Annotated in this window: 25 protein-coding genes; 24 read left to right on the top strand and 1 reads right to left on the bottom strand. The window is 28.0% G+C overall.

What is annotated here, in order from left to right; genetic code table 4:
* Positions 1 to 94 precede the first annotated feature (94 nt).
* The 18 genes from T347_RS0102730 (at position 95) to T347_RS0102645 (ending at position 19,620) form a co-directional block, all read left to right on the top strand.
* A complete protein-coding gene (locus tag T347_RS0102730) occupies positions 95 to 958 on the top strand; it encodes a hypothetical protein (protein WP_031543049.1) in 864 nt (287 codons plus the stop codon).
* Between the two features lie 223 nt (positions 959 to 1,181).
* Positions 1,182 to 1,871: a lipoprotein gene (locus T347_RS0102725; protein ID WP_031543047.1), complete on the top strand. Its 690-nt coding sequence runs from the start codon at positions 1,182 to 1,184 to the stop codon at positions 1,869 to 1,871.
* 289 nt (positions 1,872 to 2,160) lie between these two features.
* Positions 2,161 to 2,940, top strand: coding sequence for a 30S ribosomal protein S2 (gene rpsB, locus T347_RS0102720; RefSeq protein ID WP_036228455.1), 780 nt, complete (start codon positions 2,161 to 2,163; stop codon positions 2,938 to 2,940).
* 25 nt (positions 2,941 to 2,965) lie between these two features.
* Positions 2,966 to 3,862, top strand: a complete 897-nt coding sequence (tsf, locus tag T347_RS0102715) for a translation elongation factor Ts (RefSeq protein ID WP_031543044.1) — start codon at positions 2,966 to 2,968, stop codon at positions 3,860 to 3,862.
* Position 3,863: 1 nt separating this feature from the next.
* Positions 3,864 to 4,526, top strand: a complete 663-nt coding sequence (locus tag T347_RS0102710; RefSeq protein WP_031543042.1) for a hypothetical protein — start codon at positions 3,864 to 3,866, stop codon at positions 4,524 to 4,526.
* Between the two features lie 219 nt (positions 4,527 to 4,745).
* Positions 4,746 to 8,597 carry a hypothetical protein gene (locus tag T347_RS0102705; protein WP_031543039.1) on the top strand — a complete coding sequence of 1,284 codons (3,852 nt, stop codon included), beginning with the start codon at positions 4,746 to 4,748 and terminating at the stop codon, positions 8,595 to 8,597.
* 217 nt (positions 8,598 to 8,814) lie between these two features.
* A complete protein-coding gene (pyrH, locus tag T347_RS0102700; protein WP_031543037.1) occupies positions 8,815 to 9,528 on the top strand; it encodes a UMP kinase in 714 nt (237 codons plus the stop codon).
* Positions 9,529 to 9,545: 17 nt separating this feature from the next.
* Positions 9,546 to 10,094, top strand: a complete 549-nt coding sequence (gene frr / locus T347_RS0102695; protein ID WP_031543035.1) for a ribosome recycling factor — start codon at positions 9,546 to 9,548, stop codon at positions 10,092 to 10,094.
* An 11-nt stretch (positions 10,095 to 10,105) separates the two neighbouring features.
* Positions 10,106 to 10,927 carry a hypothetical protein gene (locus T347_RS0102690; protein WP_031543033.1) on the top strand — a complete coding sequence of 274 codons (822 nt, stop codon included), beginning with the start codon at positions 10,106 to 10,108 and terminating at the stop codon, positions 10,925 to 10,927.
* Between the two features lie 73 nt (positions 10,928 to 11,000).
* The gene (gene argS, locus T347_RS0102685; protein ID WP_031543031.1) at positions 11,001 to 12,662 is read left to right on the top strand and encodes an arginine--tRNA ligase; all 1,662 of its coding nucleotides are present in this window, start codon (positions 11,001 to 11,003) and stop codon (positions 12,660 to 12,662) included.
* A 15-nt stretch (positions 12,663 to 12,677) separates the two neighbouring features.
* The gene (locus T347_RS0102680; protein WP_031543029.1) at positions 12,678 to 14,171 is read left to right on the top strand and encodes an MFS cation transporter; all 1,494 of its coding nucleotides are present in this window, start codon (positions 12,678 to 12,680) and stop codon (positions 14,169 to 14,171) included.
* 43 nt (positions 14,172 to 14,214) lie between these two features.
* Positions 14,215 to 15,030: a hypothetical protein gene (locus tag T347_RS0102675; protein ID WP_031543027.1), complete on the top strand. Its 816-nt coding sequence runs from the start codon at positions 14,215 to 14,217 to the stop codon at positions 15,028 to 15,030.
* Positions 15,031 to 15,086: 56 nt separating this feature from the next.
* A complete protein-coding gene (locus tag T347_RS0102670) occupies positions 15,087 to 15,908 on the top strand; it encodes a segregation and condensation protein A (RefSeq protein WP_031543025.1) in 822 nt (273 codons plus the stop codon).
* On the top strand, positions 15,901 to 16,551 hold the full coding sequence (gene scpB / locus T347_RS0102665; protein WP_031543023.1) for an SMC-Scp complex subunit ScpB: 651 nt from the start codon (positions 15,901 to 15,903) through the stop codon (positions 16,549 to 16,551). The genes T347_RS0102670 and scpB overlap by 8 nt, the downstream gene beginning before the upstream one ends.
* 1 nt (position 16,552) lies before the next feature.
* A complete protein-coding gene (locus T347_RS0102660) occupies positions 16,553 to 17,305 on the top strand; it encodes a pseudouridine synthase (protein WP_036228452.1) in 753 nt (250 codons plus the stop codon).
* Between the two features lie 32 nt (positions 17,306 to 17,337).
* Positions 17,338 to 17,964, top strand: a complete 627-nt coding sequence (locus T347_RS0102655; protein WP_031543019.1) for a deoxynucleoside kinase — start codon at positions 17,338 to 17,340, stop codon at positions 17,962 to 17,964.
* A gap of 67 nt (positions 17,965 to 18,031) precedes the next feature.
* Positions 18,032 to 18,745: a YebC/PmpR family DNA-binding transcriptional regulator gene (locus T347_RS0102650; RefSeq protein ID WP_031543017.1), complete on the top strand. Its 714-nt coding sequence runs from the start codon at positions 18,032 to 18,034 to the stop codon at positions 18,743 to 18,745.
* Between the two features lie 53 nt (positions 18,746 to 18,798).
* Positions 18,799 to 19,620 carry a hypothetical protein gene (locus tag T347_RS0102645; RefSeq protein ID WP_031543015.1) on the top strand — a complete coding sequence of 274 codons (822 nt, stop codon included), beginning with the start codon at positions 18,799 to 18,801 and terminating at the stop codon, positions 19,618 to 19,620.
* A 33-nt stretch (positions 19,621 to 19,653) separates the two neighbouring features.
* On the opposite strand, the gene T347_RS0102640 is transcribed toward T347_RS0102645, so the two are convergent.
* The gene (locus T347_RS0102640; RefSeq protein ID WP_031543013.1) at positions 19,654 to 20,220 is read right to left on the bottom strand and encodes an inorganic diphosphatase; all 567 of its coding nucleotides are present in this window, start codon (positions 20,218 to 20,220) and stop codon (positions 19,654 to 19,656) included.
* A 149-nt stretch (positions 20,221 to 20,369) separates the two neighbouring features.
* Between T347_RS0102640 and T347_RS0102635 the strand changes: the two genes are divergently transcribed.
* The 6 genes from T347_RS0102635 to T347_RS0102610 all read left to right on the top strand — a co-directional run bounded on the left by T347_RS0102635 (position 20,370) and on the right by T347_RS0102610 (position 25,293).
* Complete coding sequence (locus tag T347_RS0102635; protein WP_031543011.1) at positions 20,370 to 21,272, top strand: ECF transporter S component; 903 nt, start codon at positions 20,370 to 20,372, stop codon at positions 21,270 to 21,272.
* An 85-nt stretch (positions 21,273 to 21,357) separates the two neighbouring features.
* Entirely contained in the window at positions 21,358 to 22,002 is a 645-nt protein-coding gene (locus T347_RS0102630; protein ID WP_031543009.1) for a hypothetical protein, read from the top strand.
* 17 nt (positions 22,003 to 22,019) lie between these two features.
* A complete protein-coding gene (gene cmk / locus T347_RS0102625; RefSeq protein ID WP_031543006.1) occupies positions 22,020 to 22,685 on the top strand; it encodes a (d)CMP kinase in 666 nt (221 codons plus the stop codon).
* A 1-nt stretch (position 22,686) separates the two neighbouring features.
* Positions 22,687 to 23,997 carry a ribosome biogenesis GTPase Der gene (gene der, locus T347_RS0102620; RefSeq protein ID WP_031543004.1) on the top strand — a complete coding sequence of 437 codons (1,311 nt, stop codon included), beginning with the start codon at positions 22,687 to 22,689 and terminating at the stop codon, positions 23,995 to 23,997.
* A 1-nt stretch (position 23,998) separates the two neighbouring features.
* Entirely contained in the window at positions 23,999 to 24,994 is a 996-nt protein-coding gene (locus T347_RS0102615) for an NAD(P)H-dependent glycerol-3-phosphate dehydrogenase (RefSeq protein ID WP_031543002.1), read from the top strand.
* Between the two features lie 26 nt (positions 24,995 to 25,020).
* Positions 25,021 to 25,293, top strand: coding sequence for an HU family DNA-binding protein (locus tag T347_RS0102610; RefSeq protein WP_031543000.1), 273 nt, complete (start codon positions 25,021 to 25,023; stop codon positions 25,291 to 25,293).
* Positions 25,294 to 25,317: the final 24 nt, after the last annotated feature.

The raw sequence follows: 25,317 nt of genomic DNA, 5'->3' as shown, positions 1-25,317 counted from the left end.
GGGGGGGGGGGGGGGGTAATCTATACTATTTATGAGCATTTGAACAAATGCGTTGTACATATACAAAAATAAGTATTTAGATAAGAGGAAAAATATGAAAAAATTATTAGTATCATTAGGTGCAATCGCACTTACTGCAACTCCTTTAACAGTAGTTGCATGTTCATCTGATAAAACAGAAGAAACAATTAAAGATGAAGCAAAAACTCCTGAACAACAATTAGAAGCTGTTGACGAAAAAATGACAGAATTAACAGCAAGAGGATCAGAACTAGCAGCTAAAATCTATGAAATTAATGTAAAAATTCAAGAACTTGGAGGAGATACAACATCTACTCGTGATGAAGAAGGTGAAGATAATTCTGAATTAGAAGCACTTCAAGCTGAAAAAGATGCATTAATTACTGAATTAAATGCTGTTGATGGTCAAATTACATTTTTAATAAGTGAAAAAGAATTCATTAATACTGCCAACACACCCGGAAACGAAATTGGAGAATGAAAATTAGAAGCTTTCTTTAGTGGAAAATTTACATCAAAAGTTTGATTAAATAAATCATGATTTAACGAAGAAGGAAAAATAGATTTATCAAAATTAACAGATGAAGAAATTTCTAAAATGTTTTACAAAAATATTTTCAATTCTTTAGAATCAGCAGAACAACAAGTGTTAATGTTTGATATTCAAGGAATTGCTGCATCATTAAAAATTACAGGATTTAGAGAATTAGTACAAGGCTTAACACTTAATAGTTTTGGAGATGACGGAAAAGGGATAGTATCATACAATAAAGAAGAAGGTGATCAAAGTGCTGAATCTGTTTCAGTAGAACTTAAAAATGATGTTAGAACATACGGAAATAAAGATAAAGATGATAAAAGAATAATAAAATCAGGATCAACATCAATAACTAACGAATTTGAAATTCATTTACATGACGATACAAACCCTGCATAATCACATAAATGAAATACAAACTTTAAGCGCCATATTGGCGTTTTTTATTTGCCTAATTTATTAAAAACCTTTAAATTTATTCAAATTTGCTATCTCTTTCATGTTTTTTTCAGAAAAAACCACTTTTCGCTTGACGGGGGGGGGGGGGTATATTAGAAGTAGCATTTGAACGAATGCACTCTATATAGAAATGTAGAATTCAAAAGAAGAAGGAAAAAGATATATGAAAAAACTATTAACAATGTTAGGAGCTGTTGGTTTAACAGCTACTGCTGGAGCAACTGTTATTGCCTGTTCATCAGATAAAGAAACTTCTGAAGATAAAGAAATTACACAGGCAGACATGGATGCTCAAACACAAGTTGTTAGAGATGCGATGAAAGCTTTAGCAGATTTAAAAGCTTCAGAACACGATGAAGAAGATCAAGAATACATTAAAGCTCTTGAAGCAGCAAATACTTTAGTTAAAAATGAAAGAATGAAATTAGCTGAAATGGATTCAGTATTTAGTTCAGGACAAGCTGATTTATTTATTGTAGTTACTCAACAAAATAAAATTTTCCCAAGTGATTATGTTTTACCACAATCAACTTTGGATGAAATTAAATCTTGAGATAACTATACTAGTGAAGGAAATACTTGATTAGAAGAAGGAAAACCAGACTTTACTAAAGATGATGATGCTTGAGTAGGTCAACAATATCGTGAGGTTTCTGAATTGGGTTACCAAGAAGGTGGTTGAGGAAAAGCTGATACTATCCTATCTGATGGTGAAGGAGGAATTTTTGAGGTTACATTTACAAGTAACTTTGGACCAACTACTTCTAGAATTATTCCATTACTTACAACTCCATTAAAAGTTAAAGTTATAGATTTATCAGCACCAATTGAATCTCCAGAAGAAACTGTTTAATTTAAAATAATTTAAATAATTTTAAATATGGATTTTAACTTTAAAAAGATTAGTATTTCTAATCTTTTTTTATTAACAAATACTATTGCTATTGCATCTCTTATCAAAACAAAAAGGCGGTTATATTTGTTTTTTTAAGTCATTTTTGATAAAATTAATCCGTTGGTATATTTAAACTAATGTATTCAATCACAAATAAGAATTCACTTGTCCTGTGCTCGAATTAAATTAAAAGAGTGATGAGTGTTAGAACTATTTGGAAGTAAAACAAAAAAAGGAGACCATTACAATGGCAAAAGAAATTACAAGAGAAGAGTTATGAGACGCTGGTGTTCAATACGGACACCAAACAAAACGTTGAAACCCTAAAATGGCACCATACATTTACGGTGTAAAAAACAAAACACATATTATTGATTTACAAAAAACAATGATTCAATTAGAAGAAGCTAGAAAAGTTTTAGAAAACATTGGATCAAAAGGAGATAAAGTTTTATTCGTAGGAACAAAACGTTCAGCTAAAAACGCTGTTAAAGAAGCTGCTTTAAGATCAGGAAACTTCTATGTTAACCAAAGATGATTAGGTGGAACTTTAACTAACTTAAAAACAATTTTAGTAAGAATTAAAGCTTTATGAAAAATTGAAGAAGAAGAAAAAAATGGAAAATTAGCATTACGTCCTAAAAAAGAACAAATCTTAATTGGTAAAGAAAAAGCTAAATTAGAAAAAACTTTAGGTGGAATTAAACAAATGCATAAATTACCAGCAGCATTAATTGTTGTTGATCCTAAAACTGATGAAATCGCAGTTAAAGAAGCAATTAAATTAAACATTCCAGTTATCGCTTTATGTGATACAAATGTTGATCCAGATATGGTTAACTTAGTAATCCCAGGAAACGATGATTTACAAGAATCAGTAAACATCATCATCAACATTTTAGTTGATGCTTATGCAAATGGTGCACAAATTAAAATGGCACCATCAGTATTAAAAACTGAAGCTCCTAAAAAAGAATTCACACCACGTGAAGGTGCTCCAGTAAGAGAAAACACAGAAGCTAAATAATTAAAAAACACGGAGGAATTATAAAATGGCAGTAGATGCAAAATTAATTAAAGAATTACGTGAAATCACTCAAGCAGGAATGATGGATTGTAAAAAAGCTTTAGAAGCTACAAACAATAATGTTCAAGATGCAATCGTTTGATTAAGAGAAAACGGATTAGCTAAAGCAGCTAAAAAAGCCGATAGAATTGCTGCAGAAGGTGTAACTTTTGCAAAAGAAAACGATGAAGCAGCAGTTATCTTTGAAGTAAATTCAGAAACAGACTATGTTGCTCAAAACGCAGCATTTCTAGCATTAATCGATGAAGTTGCAAATACTTTATTAGCAGCAAAAGCATCAACTTTAGAAGAAGCTTTAGCAGCTAAAACTTCAAAAGGTGAAACAATCGCTGATACATTAATTAGTGCAACAGCAACAATTGGTGAAAAAATTGAATTAAGAAGATTAGTATTAATCAATAAAGAAGCTGGAAAAACAATTACATTATACAACCACGCTAATAAACGTGTTTCTGTATTATTATCATTTGAGGGAGCAATTGAAGCTTCAGATGCATACAACGTTGCAATGCACGTTGCTGCTATGGCACCTCGTTATAAAACAATGGACGAAATTCCTGCAGATTTCAAAGAAGCAGAATTCAGCATTATTAAAGCTGAAGCAGCTGATGATGAAAAATTAAAAGGAAAACCAGAAAACATTTTAGACGGAATCTTAAAAGGAAAACTTTCAAAACGTTTATCAGAAATTTCATTAGCTGATCAACAATTTGTTGTTGATGAAAGCTTTAAAGTTGGAGCATTTATCGAATCTAAAAAAGCTAAATTAGTTGAAATGGTTCGTTACGAAGTTGGAGAAGGAATTGAAAAAGTAGTTTCTGATTTTGCTTCAGAAGTTGCAGCTCAAGTAGCAGGTAACTAAAATGACTTGAGATTCAAATTCAAACTTTTTAAAAACTGCTTCAGGTTCTGATAGTCCATTATTACTTATAAGCATCATTATTTTAATAGTTACAGTTATATTAGGAGCTGCTTTTACATATTACTTCTTAAATTTTAAGAAAAATCCTGCAAAAGCAAAAATCTTTGGAACTAAATTATTAATTTCCTTATTGGTATCGTCAATTTTAATTGCAATATTAAGTACATTAGGAATTGCACTTACAGCAACTGCTAAAATAGTTTTTGATAGTAATGCAACAACTGCATTCGCAACAATTTTAGCAATTGTTATTGCTGCAGGAGTTATTTTGCTAGCAAATGTTATTTCATTATGATTTGCATTACCAAAATTTGGTATTTCAATGGATGAAGAAAAAATTTCTTTCATGGGTGAAGCAATTCCTTATAAAAGAATTGTAAGTGTTATTGAAGATGATTCTAAAAATGCAGTATATATTAACTATACTCAAGGAACCAGAACATCTAAAAGACAAAAGTTTTCAAAAGGTACTATGTTTGGTCAATTCATTTTAAAAAACGCTGAACTTACTGGACATAAGGTTGAAAAAGGTGATGCTGATGAACATTTTAAAAAAATGTCGGCAGTTACTAGAAAAACTGATACACCAGCAAAGAAAAAATAAAATAGATTATTAATATAAAAAATACACATTTTACATGTGTATTTTTTTTATATTAAAGTTTTACACCAGTAAAAATCATTAAAAAAATCGTCTAAAACTATCATTTTGATAGTTTTTTTTACAAAATTGCATTTTCCACTTGACGGGGGGGGGGGGGGGTATATTAATAGTAAACATTTAAATGTTGTTTCCTATAAAATGGGTAGAAGGCTATAAAAAATGAAAAAATTATTAACGGTATTAGTGGCGCTGGCTATTACAGCAACACCGCTTATCAGCGTTATTTCATATTCAAGCGATAAGCAAAATGACTTTTTAAAAATGCAAAAAGTTAGAGACTCATATAAATTAAGAAACCAATTTAAAAATAAAATGACTCAACAAGATGTTGATGATATTATCAACAACTTAAATACATTGGGAGTTTATGAAGTTTCAATTAAAGGTATTGAGAAATCCGAATCTTTAAAGGAATTTTATCCTGGAACTAAAACTTTAATATCAGGAATAGTTACTGAAGAATATATCGGATTTGAAGTTGATGGGATAGTTACTGAAAACTTTTCTCAATCTATAACAATTGAAACTCAAGAAGTTGTAGATGCAATTCAAGCAGCTATTGAAGCTGTTGAATTAGCTGAAAAAGAATTAACATGACCTACACACGATGCTGCTTTAATAAAAGTAAATGCTCTAAAATACGAAGAAGATAAACTTCCTCTTTTAGATCGTCTTGAAAAAGTTAGAGAAAAATTAAACACTCCAAACCTGATGGCATTAAAAGAAAAAATCAAAGAAGCTAAATTAATTACTCAGGGATTGAAATCTACTGAAGCATTTTTAACTTTACAATTAGCGATTAAAGATGCTGAATTAGTTAATGATGAAATCCTTGCAGTTGATGCTTTAACAACTTTACAATTAGCTATTGAAACATTTAATAATTCGCCAGATTTCACTCCAAATTTAGATGCTTTAAAAGAGTTGATTGATGATGCAAAACTAATTGATCAAGGTTTAAAATCTGATGATGTTTTTAAAACATTAAAAGACGCTATTTTAGAAGCCGAAAGTATTAAGGATGAAGCACTAGCACTTGACGGTAAAGTGATTTTACAAGCTGCAATTGATACATTTAATAATTCACCAGATTTAACTCCAAATTTAGATAAATTAAAAATACTTATTAATGAAGCAGAATTAATTGACCAAGATTTAAAATCTGATAAGGCATATTTTGAATTAAAAATTGCAATCAATAATGCTAAACATATTACAGATGAAACTTTGGCAAAACAAGAAATTGAAATTTTAAATTCAGCAATTGAAACATTTAAGAAATCACCTGATCTAACTCCTAATTTATTAGAATTAAAAGAACTTATTGAAAAAGCTAAAAAAATCGAAATCGGTTCAAAAACCGAAGAAGAGTATCGAAAATTACTAACTGCGATAGAAGTTGCACAAGAAGTTGTTGATATCAATGATGAAGTAGGTGCCTCATCAGCAATTATAATTTTACAAAAAGCTATTGATGACTTTTATGCTTCTGATGATTACACACCAAACTTAAATGCTTTAAAATCAAGAATTGAAGAAGCTAGATTAATTCCCCAAGGTTCGAAATCTACTGAAGCGTATTTAAAATTACAAGTGGCAATCGAAATTGCTAATAATGTAACTGATGAACTGTTAGCGGCAGAAGCTCTGAAAGAATTAGAGGCTTCAATTGAAGAATTTGAAAATTCAAATACTTTAACCCCAAACTTAGATGCTTTAAAACAACTTGTTAAAGAAGCTAAATTAATTCCTCAAGGTTTAAAAACTGATGAAGAATTTCAAAAATTGCAATCAGCAATAGAAATTGCTGATGAGGTTAAAGATGAAGCGTTAGCATCAGAAGCTAAGATTACTTTGCAAAATGCGATTAATGATTTTTATGCATCAGATGATTACACTCCTAATTTAAATGCTTTAAAAGAACTTATTGAAACAGCTGAAAAAATCGAAAAAGGTTTAAAATCTGATGAAGCATATCTTGAATTTAAATTAGCTATAAATGATGCTAAACATGTCACTGATGAAACTTTAGCTGATCAAGCTATAGAAGCCTTAAATGCAGCGATAGAAATCTTTGAAAATTCTCCTGATGAAACTCCTAATTTAAATGCTTTAAAAGAACTTATTTTAATAGCGGACAATATTGAACAAGGATCAAAATCACCTGAAGCTTTTGCTGAATTTGAAGCAGCAATAGTAGTTGCAAAAAGTATTTTTGACAGCAATGACGAAACAGGGGCAGCACAAGCAATTATTGATTTACAAACTGCAATTGACACATTTAAAAATTCTCCTGATGAAACTCCTAATTTAAATGCTTTAAATTTAAAAATCGAAGAAGCTAGATTAATTCCCCAAGGTTCAAAATCTACTGAAGCATTTTTAACTTTACAATTAGCAATTGCTGTTGCTGATGGTATTGATGATGAATCACTTGCTCTTGGTGCTATTACAGTTTTACAAACTGCAATTGATACATTTAATAATTCTCCTGACTTGACTCCTAATTTGGATGCTTTAGAAGAACTTATTCAATCAGCAAAATTAATTGATCAAGGTTTAAAATCAGAAGATGAATTTGCTAAATTGCAAGCAGCAATAGCGATTGCTGAAAGTGTTGATTCTGAAGAATTAGCACCAAATGCTATATCAGAATTACAAGCAGCAATTAACACATTTAAAAATTCTCCCGATGAAACTCCGAATTTAGATGCTTTAAAAGAAAAAATCAAAGAAGCTAAATTAATTACTCAGGGATTGAAATCACCTGAAGCATTTCTTGAGTTACAATTAGCAATTAAAGATGCAGAATATGTTACTGATGAACTTTTAGCAGCCGAAGCTAAAGCAACTTTAGAAAAAGCGATGGAAAAATTCAATAATTCAATTGATCTGACTCCTAATTTAGATAAATTAAAAATACTTATTGAAGAAACTGTTTTAATCACTCAAGGATTGAAATCTGATGAAGCATTTGATGAATTACAAACTGCAATTGAAATAGCCAATAAAGTAACCGATGAACATTTAGCGAGTGATGCAATTGCTGCGTTACAATTAGCCATCGATAAATTTAATAATTCACCAGATTTAACTCCAAATTTAGATGCATTAAAAATATTGATTAAGCAAGCTAAAGAAATTGAACAAGAGTTAAAATCAGATGAAGCTTTCGAAACTTTACAAAATGCAATTAAAATTGCGGAGGCTGTTACAGATGAACTTTTAGCCGATCAAGCTAAAATAACACTGCAAGCTGCCATTGATAAATTTAATAATTCACCAGATTTCACTCCTAATTTAGATGCTTTAGGATTATTGATTATAGAAGCTGAAACAATCGAGCAAGGATTAAAATCTGATGAAGCATTTTATAAATTGCAAGGAGCAATTGAATTCGCTAAAGAAGTTACTGACGAAAAACTAGCATATAATGCAATAATAATGTTGCAAGATGCAATTGATGAATTTAATGCGTCACCAGTATATACCCCTAATCTATGAGAACTACAAGCATTAATATTAGAAGCTGAAGCAATTGAGCAAGGTGAAAAATCAGACGAAGCTTTCGATAAATTACAAGATGCAATCCAAGTTGCTAAAGCTGTTACTGAAGAAAAAGAAGCACATGCAGCATTATGACAACTAAAAAATGCAATTCAAGAATTCGAAGAATCAAATAGCATGATCACAATCACTGCAAATGTGGACGAAAGTGGTCACATTATTAATACAATAGATTTACAAGTTGCTGTTATGCAAGCAATGGGTATTACCGATCCAAATGGAATATTTACTTATACTAAATTATCCCCAGAAGAATTAGCAGCTAATGGTGTGAATGTTGGTTATGGATATGATTACTGAGGTTGAGACGAAATTGACGTTAATAATATAACAGAAGGAACATACACTGTGCTTTTCTCACAAAACACCCCTGGAAAAGCATCGAACTTCTATGTTAAAAATATTTTACAATTTAACCTAGTTTTTAATGTATATGAAGGTTAATAAAATATTAGATTTGTATAAAGATATTAAAATTCCACATCATATAATGTGGAATTTTATTTTTATTAATTTATATATTGTTTGTAATCAAGTAGAATTCAACCACCTAATTAAATTATCAAAAATATATGATTTAGATATTTTTTATTTAAAAATAGATTATATAGATTTTGATGGTTTTAGTAAGTATAATTATTATTAAAAGAAGAGGTGCAAAATGAGTTTAAAATATAAAACAGCTTTATTAAAGTTAAGTGGTGAAGCTTTAAAGGGTGATGGAGATATTTATGATAAGAATTCTCTAGAAAATGTAGCCAAGCAAATCATTGAATTAGCTAAAGAAGGTGCTAAATTAGGTATTGTAATTGGTGGTGGAAATATCTGACGTGGTAATTTAGGTCAAAACATCAATATGCCACAAATTAATGCAGATTACATGGGAATGTTAGCAACAATTATGAATGGTCTAGCATTAGAATCAACTATTAAAACTTTGGGATATGATAAAGTTGAAGTTTATTCTTCATTAGAAATTAAAACAGTAACTGAACCTTATAACTTTAAAAAAGCAAGAATCAAAATGGATCAAGGATATATTACTATCTTTACAGGTGGTACAGGATACGCTTACTTCACAACTGATACAAATGCAACAATTAGAGCAATCGAAATTGATGCTGATGTTATCTTAATGGCTAAAAATGGAGTAGCTGGAGTATATGATAAAGATCCTAACCAGTTTGATGATGCTAAATTATTTACTCATTTAACACACGAAGAAATTTCACAAAAAAAATTAAGAGTTATGGATTTAACAGCTGCAACATTAGCTCAAGATGCAAACTTAAAAATTGAAGTATTTGATATGCAAGGTGATAATAACATTATCAAAGTTATGCATGGAGAATTAGAATCAACAATTATTGAATAGGAAAAGAGAATAAAAATATGATGGACGAAATTTTATTAACAGTTGAAATGGAAATGCAAAATACTGTTTCAGCTTGAAAAGACTATATGTCAAAAATCAGAACAGGTAGAGCGAATGCGAACATGTTAGATAGAGTTATGGTTAATTACTATGACACTATGACACCAATTAATCAAACATCACAAATCAGTACACCTGAACCTCAACAAATCGTTATCAAACCATATGATAGATCAATAATTAGCGAAATTGTTAATGCTATTAACAAAGCTGATTTAGGATTAAATCCAATTTCTGATGCAGAATTAGTTAGAATTAACATTCCTGCTTTAACAGAAGAAATTAGAAAAGATTTAGTTAAAAAAATGTCTAAGGAATTAGAAACATTTAAAGTAAGAGTTCGTAACTCACGTCGTGATGGAATTGATGCTGCTAAAAAAAGTAAAGATATTTCAGAAGATATTATAAAAGGTATGGAAAAAGAAATTCAACTTCTAACAGATAAATTTATTAAAGAATTAGATGACCTAGCAAAAGCTAAAGAAAAAGAATTAATGACAATATAAAAGGAGGACTTATGAATCCAAATAAAACAGTTGACTTAAATGTTAACAAAAATGGATATTTAAATGCTGAAGAGTATGAAGGCGTAAGACCAGTTTCTGCACTTCAAAAAAACAAACTTCAAAAAATAAATTACAAAAAAAGAATTAAAAAAACTTTAGCATTAAAAAATTCATCAAGTATCAAACCTTCAAAATTGAAATCTGAAAAAACATCAGGTTTACCAACGACTTTTAAAATTGGAGTTGGTAATATTAATCCGGTTGATAACTTTTTGGATGATGTTTATGATGAAATAAATCAATATGATGCATATTTAGAATCAGTTGCTAAATGTCCAGAATGTTCTTTATCACACGAGTCATTTGTTGAAGTAGAATATCCTAACAAAAACATCACAGTGATGATGCAAGAAACTAATTCAAACTTTTACAACGATTTAAATGATTCTTTTTCTATAAATCCAAAAAACGATGAAGAAGCAAAAAAAGTAAAATACTTATCAAACTTCTATAACGGTCAAAGAAAAGCTGACAAAGCTGCGGCTATATTTTTCTCTTTAGCTTTATTTACAATAATTGCTTTTATTTTGATCAAATTATTAAACCAAGCTATTCTTGGTGAAGCCGGTGTAACAGGAACATTTTTACAAAGTCCAACCGGAGGTTTAAATTTTAATATTAATTTATTAGATAATGCTATTATGATCATAGATTACATTTGTAACATTTTCTTAATAACAATTCTTCCAATTTCACTTGTAGGTGGTTTTATTTCACTGAATATAAAAGTGTGAATAAAAGAATCTAATAAAAATAAATTGTCTAATAAATAAAAAAAGCATTGGTTAACAATGCTTTTTATATTAAAATCAAATATATGAATTAACACAAACTAAAGGAGAAAATATGAACAAAATGATAGATATTTTCAAAACTGATATTAAAGAAATCTTCAAAACTTATAAAATTAGTGTTGAACCTGTAATTGAAATTAATAAACAAGGGATAGAACATGATTTTTCAACAACTATTGCTTTGATGTATGCTAAACAACTTGGTAAAAACCCAAGAGAATTGGCTGAAGAAATTAAATCGATATTACTGAAAAAAGAATATTACAAAGAAGTGGAAATTGCTAGTCCTGGTTTTTTAAATGTTAAATTAGATTCTTTATTTTTATTTAATGTTTTAAAAAACATTAAAGATGAGTCAATTAAATATGGAAACCAAGAAAAGAAAAAAGAAATCATGAACATTGAATTAGTTTCTGCTAACCCAACTGGTTTCTTACATGTTGGTCATGCTAGAAATGCCGTAATTGGTTCTACTTTAGAAAAAGTTTTTGATGCATGTGGTTATGAAACTCAAACTGAGTATTATACAAATGACGCTGGTAATCAAATTAATATTTTAGCAGTAACTGTTTTTGTTAACTATTTATGAAAATTAAATATTGAAGCAACAATGCCTCAAAATACTTATGCAGGAACTATGTATGCTGATCTTGCTGATGTGTTTGTTGAAAAATATGGTGATAAATTTAAAGATTTAACTTTTACAGATACTCATATAAGTGATGAAGAAGTACATCAAATTTTTAGAATAGAATCAGTTAACTATTTTTTAGATGAAATTAAAAAACAATTAAAAGATTTTGGTGTTGAAATTGAATTATATTCAAGTGAACAAGAAATGTATGACAAAAAAGAGATTGAAAGAACTTTAGAATTATATAGAAAACTTGGCGCAACTTATGAAAAAGATGGCGCACTTTGATTGAGAACAACTGATTTTGGTGATGATAAAGACAGAGTTTTAGTTAAATCTGATGGATCATATACTTACATCGTTCCTGACTTAGCGACACACAATATTAGAATTGAAAGAACAAAAGCTGATAAGTTAATTAACGTTTGAGGTGGTGATCACCATGGATATATTCCAAGAATGAGAGCCGGTCTTGCTTTATTGGGTCATGACCCAAATATTTTAGAAATTGAAATGGTTCAAATGGTTCGTTTGATTAAAGATGGTCAAGAATATAAGATGTCTAAAAGAAAAGGAACTGCTGTTTGATTGGTTGACATTCAAGAGATGGTTGGTAAAGATGCTCTTAGATATATGCTTGCAGCTAAAACATCAAGTTCACACATGGATCTTGATTTAGACTTAATTCAACAAAAAAATGCATCAAACCCTGTTTATTATGCACAATATGCAACAGCTAGATGTAATTCAGTTTTAAAACAAGCTAAAGAAAAACAAGTTAAATCAAGTTATGAATTAACTAATTTATTGGACTCTAAAAAAGAACATGAAATTTTAATTACTTTAGATAATTTTGGAGAAGTGATTAAAATTGCTGCTAAAAATAGAGCGCCACAAATGATTTGTGATTACATTCAAATTATTTCAAAACAATTCCATTCTTATTATGCAGATACAAAGGTTATTGATTTAGATAATCAAAAATTAACTTCAGCAAGACTTGCTTTAGTTGAATCAGTTTTACAAGTATTAACAAATGCATTTAATATTATTGGAATTCAACCATTAGAAAAAATGTAATTAGAAGGGGAAAACATGTTGAATTGAGACTTATATATATTAGATCCAATAATTATAATTCTTGCTTTGATGGGTATTTTCCTTATATGAAAAAAAGAAAACGGAACTAAAAAAAGTTTAATATTCTTTTCAGAAGTATTATTAATTTGAGTTATTAATGGTATTTTTGTAAAACAAAATTTAAATCAATTAAATATTGTTAGTGGATTTCCAACTTATGCTGTTGTTCCTTTAATATTATTTGGTTCCACAGCACTATTTACTATAATTTTAAAACCTGTAGCGACATTTTTAACTGGAAAATTTATGTCTAGAAGAATATGAATGTGAGCTGCTATTGGGACAACTTTAATCGGGATGGCACTATCACTTTTGATTAAAGATTCAATGTCTTGAATTCCATTAATTATATTAGTCTCACTATTTTTAGCAATTTCATTAGCTTCACAGTCTCTTTATTTCTTAATGCTTAATGAGCAGTTTTATCATAAAATATTTCCAATTGAATCTTCATTTAAAATGGGGGTTATTATCAATATTGGTATGTTTATTGGTGGTTATCTTTTTAATATAACAGACATTATAAACACACCATCATTAAATGGTCAAAATCAATATTATGTATTGGTTATAATTTCTTTTATAATTGGTGCAATTGCAACTGCTCTAAGTTTTTTAAACATAGAAAATAAGGAACTTGTTTCTGGTTTTGAAACCGCCTTTAAAGATAATTTAATAAAATATAGTTCTAAGGTTCTTATTTATTTAGTCATTTTCTCTATTTTATTTGGTACAGTTTTTGGTTTTGTTCAAAATTCTTTAATTAATCTTTATATAGCTTCAAATATAGCAGAACAAAATGGAAGTTTAGACCAAGCGAATAGTTTAATTAGACAAAATAGTGATTTATTTTCAATAAGTAATATGATTTTTGGATATATAGTATATAAATTTTTTACAAGAAGAATTGGTTTGAAAAACTCGGTAACCATTTCATTAATGTCACTACTTGTAATTATATTAATTTTAACTTTTACAAAAAATACTACCGTTTTCTTAGTATCTAGTTTGTTTTTAGGTTTGATTTTTTCTCAAATATTTTACATATTATTTGGTATTGCAATAATGTGAAATTATAGAACAAAAGGTATTCCAATAACTGGTATTGTTGCATCAGCGGTATTATTAGGACAATCATTGCCGGGTTTATTTATAAATATTTCTATTGGAGCCAAAACTGGTATTTTTGGATTAGCAAATTCAAAAGAAGATATTTTCAATTTAAATAATGAAGATTTATTAGAATTTTCAAATTCTTTAAATGATGTTATATCAATTATTTTTGCTATTGCTATTGTATTTTGTTCTGCAGCTTTAATAATTTGATTGTTTAATTACAAAACAATGATTGCAGAATATGTAAATTTAAAAGAAATAGATGCTAAATTAGTGGGATTAAGAAAAGCCTTGATCAAAGCTAAAATAAAAACAAGATTAGTTATAGAATAAAGTTTTAAACTTTATTCTTTTATAATTTTTAGAAAGGTCTACTATGGATTCATTGATTAATCAAATTATTAAAATTTTTAAAATAGTTAAGAATGAAAATAATGATGAAGAAACAATTTTTAAAATCGTTGAACATTTAAAAAACATTATTGATGACAAAATTTTAGTAGACAAATCTATTATTTATAATTTAAATAACAGATTAAAAGAGTCTAATAAAAATATTGAATTCAATATTGATAGAAATTTTAAAGTTTACACAAACGAACAAGTAGATTCGTTTTTGAATACTTTAAAAGCATTAATGACTATTTTATTAGTTAAAGAAAATATTAATAATCTTTATATTTATTCAGAAATTAAGTCTATTTTAAACTTCTATATAAATCAGTCATCAAAAGAAAAACTGTATGATGCAGTTGATTCTAAGTTTTCAATGAATAACATTGAGTATCACAAACAAAATCAAATGTTTAAAGGATTATTTGCAATTTTTGATAAATTTACATTTATTAATCATTTTATTGTAGAAAAATTTAACCTAATAAAAGTTAAAGAAGAAAGTGCTTATCGTTTTACAGATGATTTCGGTAAATTATCAAAACCATTTTTATTCAATAAAAGTGCAGAAGCTAGAATGGAAGATTTTTTACTTAATTTTAAAAAATCATCAGCATTTCACTATGTTAGAAAATTAAGAAATAATATGGAACATTCTTTTACGAATCCTGATTTCGAAATTAATTATTCAAATGAAATTAAATTAGTTTACATATTAATTTGTAGAGTAATTTTAGAAATTTTCACAGATTTTCAATCAGATGATCAAATTAAAAAAATTATTCAACAAAGGAATTAAAAAGCGAATAATAAGTTAAAATTAAATTAAAGAAAATAGTAAAAGAGGTAATTGTTTTGAGACGTTGAGAGGAAGTTTACATTGGTGAATTTACAGGGCCCTTGGATCTGTTAGTTACAATGGTTAGAGATAAGAAAATTGATATTATGGAGATAAATTTGCTAGATTTAGCAAATCAGTACCTAAATTATATTAATTTACAACAGTCTCTAGATTATGATATTGCCAGTGAATACTTAGTTATGGCTGGAACTTTGATAGAAATGAAATCGAGATTATTACTTCCAAAAGATGAAGAAGAGATCGAAGATGAATATTCTTATGATGATTTCTTAAATCAACTAACACAATATGAGCAAATCAAAAGCGTTACAGAATATTTTTCATCAAGACAAGAAGATTTCTATAAATCATTTTCAAAACCTAAAAGTAATACTAAGTTTGGTATTAAGATAGCTAAAGAAAATGATGAACTTTTAGTTGATCCATTAGATATTGATATGGATACATTTTCAGAAATATTTAAAAAAGTAATGATAAATTCTGAAATTAGATCTTCAGATCAAGAAATATTTGATGATTTTGATGATTATAATACAATTACAACAACAGCAATTTCTCCAAAAGAAATCGCTACAATTATTGTTGATAAAATGAAAACAAAAATGTCTGATACTTGAACTTTAGAAGAAGTTCTTGAAGATGAACAAATTTCAATTAAAAATTTAATTTCATCTTTCTTGGCAATATTAGATTTAGTAAGACACCAAATATTAAAAGTAAGTCAAATTAATGATACGTTGGAAATCCAATTCACTGAAAATGTAATAAGTGATCCGAGCTTAATAGAAAAAATAGAGGTAGAAGGTTATGAATAGAGAAAAAACTAAAGCAATTATTGAAGGTTTATTGTTTTTAAATGGTGATGATGGTATTTCTTTATTGGACATTCAAACAGTTTTAGAAGAAATTAAACCAAATGATATTAAAACTATGATTGATGAATTAGATCAAAAATATGCAAACGATCCAGAATCAGTTTACTCAATTCAAACTTTTGCAAAAACAAAGTTTAGATTACAAACTAAATCTGAATTCCATGAATATTTTGCTAAATTAGAATTTACACAAGATCAAAGAAAACTTTCAAATTCTTCAGTAGAAGTTTTATCAATCGTTGCTTACAAAGGACCAATCAGTAAATCAGCAATCGATGCAATTAGAGGTACTGATTCATCTTATGCAGTTTATAAATTAAAAGAAAGAAATTTGATTAGAGTTTCAGGCAAAGATGATTCAATTGGAAGATCGAATCTATATTCAATTACAGATAATTTCTTTAAGTTATTTAATTTAGTTGGAGGTAAAGAGGTGTTACCTACAATTGATGAAGATGAATTACAATCAATGATAGATGATAATATTGAAAAATTAGAAAAATTAGATCAAAACACTGGTGGTGACATCTTTGATGAACGTCGTAAAAACGATATTAGTGAAGTAGATTTCGGAGAAGAATAAAATGACAATCGAGAGATTACAGAAAATTATAGCAAATAGAGGGGCTGTATCACGTAGAGCAGCTGAAAAATTAATTGAACAAGGAAGAGTTTCAGTAGATGGTCAAGTAGTCACAGAAATGGGTTTTAAAACATCGACTGATGCATTAATTTTAATTGATGGTAAAGAAGTGATTGCTGATGATAGAAAATACTATTTCTTGTTTAATAAACCAAGATTAGTATTAACAACAATGGATGATCCAAAAGGACGTAAAACAGTTGCTGAATTTTTCACAGACGTACCAGCGAGAGTTTATCCAGTTGGAAGATTGGATTACGATGTTTCTGGTTTGCTGTTAATGACAAATGACGGTGACTTAGCAAATTTCATTATGCATCCAAGATACGAGTTTTTTAAAACATATCAAGCAATGTGTAGAGGAATTGTTGATAAGCGCCAAGTAAAAAAATTAATAAATGGTGTAACAATCGATGAAGACTATTTTACAAAAGCAATTGATGCAAAATTATGTAACGTTAATAATGAAAAAAATATTTCAATAGTAGAGTTAACAATCGCTGAAGGAAAAAACCACCATGTTAAAAAAATGTTAGCAGCAGCCGACATTGATCTAGTTAAATTGAAACGTACTAAAATCGAATTTTTAGATGATGATAATTTAGAAGTTGGAGAATATAGAGAACTTAAGCCCCATGAAGTAAAACAATTCTATGGTATTTACAATCAAAATAAACGTAAGGGTGATTTATAATTTATAATATATATTAATAGGGAGATACAATTATGAGAATAGCAATTTTTGGAACAGTAGGAGCGGGTAAATCATCTATTTCAGAAGAGATAAGTAAACAACTTGGACATGAAATATTTCCAGAACCTGTCGAAGAAAATCCATATTTTGAGGATTATTATAAGGATCTAAAAGCAACAGTATTTAAAATGCAAATTTATATGTTGGCTGCTAGATCTAAACAATTAAAACAAGCACAACAATTAAAAAACATTATTTTTGATAGAACAATTTTAGAAGATCCTATTTTCATGAAAGTTAACTATCAATTAGGAAATGTTAATGAAACTGACTATAAAACTTACCAAGATTTTTATGAAAATGTTGTCTTAGAGAATTTAAAAATTCCTGATGAAAGAGTTAAATTCGATGTTGTTATTTACTTAAGAGTATCAACTGATAAATCAATGGAAAGAATTGGTTTAAGAGGAAGACCATCAGAATTAGAAGTTGGTAAAGACTATTGAGATTTATTAAATAAAAATTATGAAGATTTCTATGCTGAAAATGCTTATAACTTCCCATTCTTTGTTGTTGATGCAGAAACTGATGATATGGATCTTAAAATGAAACAAATCATGGACAAAATTTACGAAATTGATCCAAGTTTAAAAAAATAGAGAAAACCTTTTTAATAAGGTTTTTTTTATTTATAATTAATAAGTATTAAAATTGAAAGGTTCATTTATGGGAAGAGCACACGAAGTTAGAGCAGCATCAATGGCTAAAACAGCTGCTAAAAAATCAGCAATTTATGGTAGAGCATCAAAAGAAATTTATATGGCAGCAAAAGCTGGAGGAGCAGATCCTAATTCAAATTTAGCATTAAGAAGTTTGATTGATAAAGCTAAAACAAATCAAGTTCCAAGTGATGTTATTCAAAGAGCAATCAAAAAAGCATCGGGTGGAGACTCAGAAACTTTCACTGCGAATCGTTATGAAGGAATGGGTCCTGGAAATGTTGCTATTATTGTTGATGCATTAACAAGTAATGTTAATAGAGCAGCAGCGAATATTAGGGAAGTATTTAACAAAAATAAAGGTAACCCAGAAGGAAAAGTTGCTTTTATGTTTGAAGACGCTGCTGTATTTGCTTTTGAAAACAAAACAATCGATGAAACTTTAGAATCACTAATGATGGCTGATGCTGATGTTAATGATGTTATTGAAGAAGATGGGGCGATTATTGTGTATGCTCCATTTAAAGCATTTAATGCAGTTAAGAATGCATTAGATTCAATGGGTATTGAAGAATATCTTTTAGCAGAAACAAAATTAATTCCAACTGATGATTATATTAAAATAGAAGATCAAGAAATTAAAGAACAATTACAAATTTTATTAGATAAACTTGATGAATTAGAAGATGTTCAAAACGTTTATCATAACGCTGATTTATAATTTAAAACACTTAGGTGTTTTTTTATTTATAATTAAGATAACGGGAGGCATTAATGGACGGAAAATTTTATTTGAACATAGCACTTTTTTCAGTAGATTTTATTATAATTTTGGCAATACTTATGATGTATGTTATTTCCACAAGAAATTATCATATTTTACAAGTTCCTAAAATAAGTACCTATAATGATGTAATTGATTCTAAATCAATTTATTTATTGCTTGAAGAATTTAAAGCGATGTATAACTTAAAAGGTTATGAAATTGATTATACTGAAACAGATCATAATATTAAAATATTCAAAAACATGAAAAAACGACAAAAGAAAATCGTGATTTCTAAACGAATTCACGAATCAGTCGGTTATGAGATTGATTATCTAGTTTCGAGAATTTGAATATGTGCTAAACAGAATTCTAAAGATTCTAAAGTAATTAGTTACAGAATATTTTGTGGTTTTGTTCCATATTTATTGTTAGGTTTAACAATTACAGCATTTGCTTTATCTGGTTTAGTATTATTTTATGGAATTTCAAATTTCATAGACATAAATTCTGAACAACACGCCAGCGATTTTGGTAAGTTTATTTATTGATTATGAATAAACCCAATCCAAAACTATTTAGTAATGGTATTTATGATGATGCAGTTAATAAATTATTATTTTTGTTATAGATTAAAAGAAATAATCGAACAAGAATATACAAGAGAAACTGCAGGTTTAATTAAAAATAGCTTACCAGATTTTTATAGAGATTATGGAGCTGCAAGAACATATGCCAACGATATTAAAGTTCCTTTTATTTTAGTTATTAAAGGTTCGAATTTTTGACCACACGGTTTTAAATGAACAGGTCCATTTACATTAATTTAGTCAAAAAAAAGATATCTCAGATATCTTTTTTTATTAAGCTTGACCTAATCCTTTAGATTTTCATTCAGCCATGATTTCTTCACGACCACCATCAACAGCTAAACGATCTTTATATTCTTCAAAGCGTTTTTTACATTCGTGTAATTCTTCAATAGCTTCTTCTAAAGTACCTCATCCATTAATAACAACAGATTTTTTTTGTAGTGCTTTATATTGTAAGAAGAAGTTTTCAATTTCATCACGTAAATGTTGAGGAACATCATTTAAAGTTTGATAAGCGTTAAATCTAGGATCATCATTAAATACACCAAATAGTTTTGTATCTATTTCTCCTGCATCAACCATTTTTATTGAACCTAAAATTCTAATATTAACTTCAACACCTGGTAAAGTTGGATATGTACACAATGAGATTACATCTAATGGATCCCCATCTCAATCTAAAGTATTTTCAACCATTCCATATTCACCTGGATAAAAGTTAGCTCCAAATAATACTCTATCTAATTTGATTCTTCCTGATTGTGCATCAACTTCATATTTATTTGATGATCCTTTTGGAATTTCAACAACCATAGGAATTACGTTATTTTTTGACATAATTAATACCTCTTTCGTTCTCTTAATATTTTATAATAAAAAACACTTAGATAATCACAAAATTTTTAAATCATTTATTTATAAAAATTATAAATAAGTATTTATTTTTTAAAAGCAATAGTTTATAATTTTTATAAATAGGAGGTCTTATGGAAAATAATTTTAAGGATTCAAAACAGCATTTAGAAGATCTTAAAAAAGAAATAGAAAAAGATAGATTAACTGGAAAAATGCTTGAACAAGAAGAACATAAAAAAATTGACCATTATCATGGGATTCATCATTTTGATAAATTTGGAAATCATGATGATTACAACGAAGAAGATTTCAAAATTCAAACGCACTTTAGATTTTCTAAAAGAAATTTAACTTTCAAGATTGTTTTAACTGCAATATTTTTAGCATTAGCCGTTGCTGTAAGTGCATTAGATATTTTATTAGAATCAATCAAGATTCCTGTTGGAGATCAAGTTTTTATTCAAACTAGATTTTTAGACACGTCAATTATGATGTTATCTATCGCTACACTTGGTCCTCTTTTTGGAACAATTTTAGCAGGACTTCAACCAATTTTACATAACTTAATTCATGGAATGGAACATGGTTGAATTCAACCGATAACAGATGTTTTTCAAAATATATTAATTGTTTGAATTGTATTTTTTGTATTCTATTTACTTTTTAAAAACTCACCAGTACATAAAGATGAAAATAAAAAAATATATAATTTTAAAAGAATGGTTCCATCTGCAATCATAGTTCCACTAGTTGCTGTTGTATCAACAATAATGTTTGTATTTGCTTTATATATTCAATCATTGGTTTCTCCAGGATCTGGATGAGCACCAGGTCATGATCATGGACACGAACATTCACTAGTAGAAACCTTCCATTCAGAAAGTGGTGGGCTTGGTTTTGGAGAAGGCGAAAAAATTAGCGTTGCTTTAGTTTTTGCTTTATTTGGTTGAAATGTTTTAAGATATGCAATCGCTTTTGCAATTTTTATAGCCATTGAAGGTAGAATGAGACCAATTAATCATAGATATCGTTAAATACACTCTTAGGAGTGTTTTTTATTTAAAATAAGTATTTATGGTAGTTTTGTTATAAAATATTATAGATTTAAGAGGTGATTCGATGAGTAACAATATACCAAATGTATCTAATGAGAACTCAAATGAATTTAATAACTCTAAAATTGAGGAATTGCAGAAAATTCACAATTCATATAAAAATGTAATCATCAAATTAAGGAATATTGATTCTGAATATTTTGATGATGTAATTAATGAAGTTATTAACGAAATGACAAGTACAAAATTATATTTTATCAAAGAGAAAAATTGGAAATTAGTTAAGGACCAAGATATTAGAAATCTTGATCACATGTTAAAAGACTTACATGAAATTAAAAATTTATCATCTGTTGAAAAAACTGAAAAAATCAGTACCGAAGTTAAAGATGAAAGATTATTAAAAATTATTAAAAATATTGAAGAATCTATTAATAAAATTCAAGAATATAATTCAGAATTTATTGCTAAGAATCATATTGCTAAAGACAATTATGGAATTCAAAAAAATTCTGAAAATATTTTGTTAGAAAATAAAGAAATAGATATCGCAAATATTATTAATATTCAAAACAGAAATACATTAAAAAGTAATGAAATTAGTAAAACAGCATCGACTATTAAATTGAAAAAAGGTTGATTTTGAATCATCTTATCAATATCAGTAATTGTTATGTTGGCATCTATATTAGTACCAATATTTATTTAAAACAGAAAGGAGAAGGCATGAAAAAAATAGTTATAGCAGTAGATGGGACTTCTGGTTCTGGTAAATCAGAAACTTTTAAAAAGGTAGCAGAAAAATTAAATTATGAATTTATTGATACTGGTTTAATGTATCGTGCTTTTACACTTTTATGTTTATTAGAAAAAATTGATTTTAATGATCAAAATCAAATCATTAAGCTTATTAAAAAATTTGATTATCAAACTAAAAAAGGTTTAGTTTATTTAAATGGTCAAGAAGTTACAAAAAGATTATCAGAAAACGACATTGTTAAGTATATCAATTTCATTACTCCGATTAATGAGGTAAGAGAAATGATGGTTCATAAACAAAGAGAAATTGTTAATGGTGGTGGATTTATTGAAATTGGTAGAGATATCACTTCTGTTGTTTTACCTAATGCAGATCTAAAAATATTTTTAGATTCATCAGTTGAAGTTAGAGCAAATCGTAGATATAAACAAAATCAAGAATTAGACATCATTGATCAGGAGTATGAACAAATTAAGCAATCTATTATTAATAGAGATAATTCTGATAAAAACAGAAGTGTTGGTCCATTAAAAATTGTTGAAGATGCTTGATACATTGATAACTCAAATCTCTCTATTGATGAAGTTGTTAATATGGTTGTTAAAAAAGTTAAAGAAATGGAAGGTGAATAATATGGCAAGAAAAGGAGTAGTCGCTATCGTTGGGAGACCTAATGTTGGTAAATCATCATTGTTTAACCGTATTATTCGTGAGAAAAAATCAATAGTTGAAGACATCCCTGGTGTTACTAGAGATAGAATATATGGTAATGCTGAATGATTAACAAGACAATTTTTAGTTGTTGATACAGGTGGTATTACTTTAGAAGACCAACCATTTGCAAAAGAAATCAAAATGCAAGCCGAAATCGCAATGGAAGAGGCTGACGTAATTGTTTTTGTTTTAAATCATCAAGATGGTTTGATAGATGAAGATAAAGTGATTGCTAAGATGCTTTATAAAACTAAAAAACCAGTTATTTTAGTTGTTAATAAATACGATAGAAAGGGTTTAGATACAGATTCTTTCGAATACATGGCTTTAGGTCTAGGTGAACCAATTATGGTTTCATCAACTCACGGAATTGGTGTTGGAGATTTACTAGATGATATTATTCATAAAATGCCAAGTGTTGAGGATCAAGTTGATAAAGATGTTACTAGATTAGCAATTATTGGTAAACCAAACGTTGGTAAATCATCGTTAGTTAATTCACTAATTGGTGAAGATAGAATGATTGTTTCTGATATTGCTGGAACAACTCTTGATGCAGTAGATTCAAATCTAAAAGTTAATGGTAAAAAATATACAATTATTGATACTGCTGGAATCAGACGTAAAGGTAAGATATTTCAAAATGTTGAAAAATATAGTTACTTACGTTCGTTAACTACTATTAATAGTGCTGATGTTGTTATTTTGATGATTGATGCTTCTATCCCAATTACTGATCAAGATACTAATATCGGAGGTTTGGCATTCGAAGAAAATAAACCAATTATCATCATCGGAAATAAATGAGATTTAGTTAAAGATAAAGAAAAGCAAATTTTGAAAAAAGAAGAAGAAATCAGAGCTTATTTTAAATATTTACAATATGCACAAATAATCTTTATATCTGCTCATGATAAAACTAGAATAAACAAAATATTTACAGCAGTAGATAATATCAAAGAAGCTTTGGATAGAAAAATTAAAACTTCTGTTTTCAACGAAGTTTTAAATAGAGCACAATTGATTAATCCTGCTCCAAATCATAATGGTGGTAGATTAAAAATTTATTATGGATCACAAGTTCAAGCATATTTACCAACTTTTGTAATGTTTGTTAATGATCCGAGTTATGTACACTTCTCATATAAACGTTTTTTAGAAAATCAAATAAGATTACAATTTGGTTTTGAAGGTGTACCTATCACTTTAATTTTTAGGGAGAGAAAATAATATGAAGATTACAATTATTGGAACTGGTGCTTATGGAACAGCTTTAGCTAATGTATTAGCTGATAATAATCATGATGTTGTTATGTATGGAGTTGATAAAAATCAAGTTAACGATATTAATATCAAACATAAAAATACTATTTTCTTCAATGATATATTAATCAATAATAAAATTAAGGCAACTTCAGATATGCCTGCAGCTTTAGAAAACACTGAAGTATTAATCATTGGTGTTCCTTCATTTGCAATCAAAAGTGTTATTGAAGATATCAAAAAATATGCTAAAAATGAAATGGTTTTTATTAATACTACAAAAGGACTTGATGAAAGTAATTTAGACTTACTTTCTAAACACATAGTTTCAGAATTAAAAGATTCAGGAATTATGAAAGCCTTTTTAGGTCTGTATGGCCCATCAATTGCTATTGAAGTATTGGAAAGAAAACCAACAGCTTTAATGTTGGTTGGAGATGATTTAGAAGTAGCAAACACTTATTGTGGATTATTTAATAATGAATATTTTAGTGTTTATCCTTCAAATGATTTAGCTGGTAGTGAAATTGGAGCTGCTTTAAAAAATACAATCGCCATTGCTGCTGGAATTTTTTATGAATTTGGTGCAGGAGATAATGCTCAAGCATCATTGATTACTGCTGGTTTAAATGAAATGATTAATATCTCGAAAGTTTATGGGGCTAGTGTTAATACATTTTTAAATTTTGCTGGTTTAGGAGATTTAATACTTACAGCTTCATCTCAACAAAGTAGAAATTTTAGACTAGGAAGAGAGATTGCAAAACAAGGAAGTGCTAAAAAAGCAATGGAAGTATTTAAGTTAACTGTTGAAGGCGTAAAATCTGCTGAAATAGCATATAAAATATGTGAAAAATTTGAAATAAATGCGCCATTATTTAGTAATATGTATGAAATACTATATAATGATATTAGACCAATAACTTTATTAAACAATGTCTTAAAAGGCGTTAAATTGGTTTAAATAAACACAAAAGGAATGAAATTAAAATGACAAAAAAAGAATTAATCGAAGCAATTTTAAATGACGAAAATGTTTCTAAAGCAGAAGCAGAAAGAATCGTAAGTTCAGTATTCGAAAAAATTGCTGCTGAATTACAAAATGGACACGAAGTATCAATCGCTGGATTTGGTAAATTCGCAATTAGTGAAAGAGCTGCTAGAGATGGAATCAATCCTTTAACAAAAGAAAAAATTCAAATCAAAGCTTCAAAAAGTGCTAAATTTAAACCTGCTAAACAATTAAAAGAAGCATTAAACTAATAATAAAAAAAGAACTTAATAGTT

It is taken from the genome of Mesoplasma photuris ATCC 49581 (assembly GCF_000702725.1).
Lineage (GTDB): Bacteria > Bacillota_I > Bacilli_A > Mycoplasmatales > Mycoplasmataceae > Tullyiplasma > Tullyiplasma photuris.
This window is presented reverse-complemented; position numbering and strand designations above follow the sequence as displayed.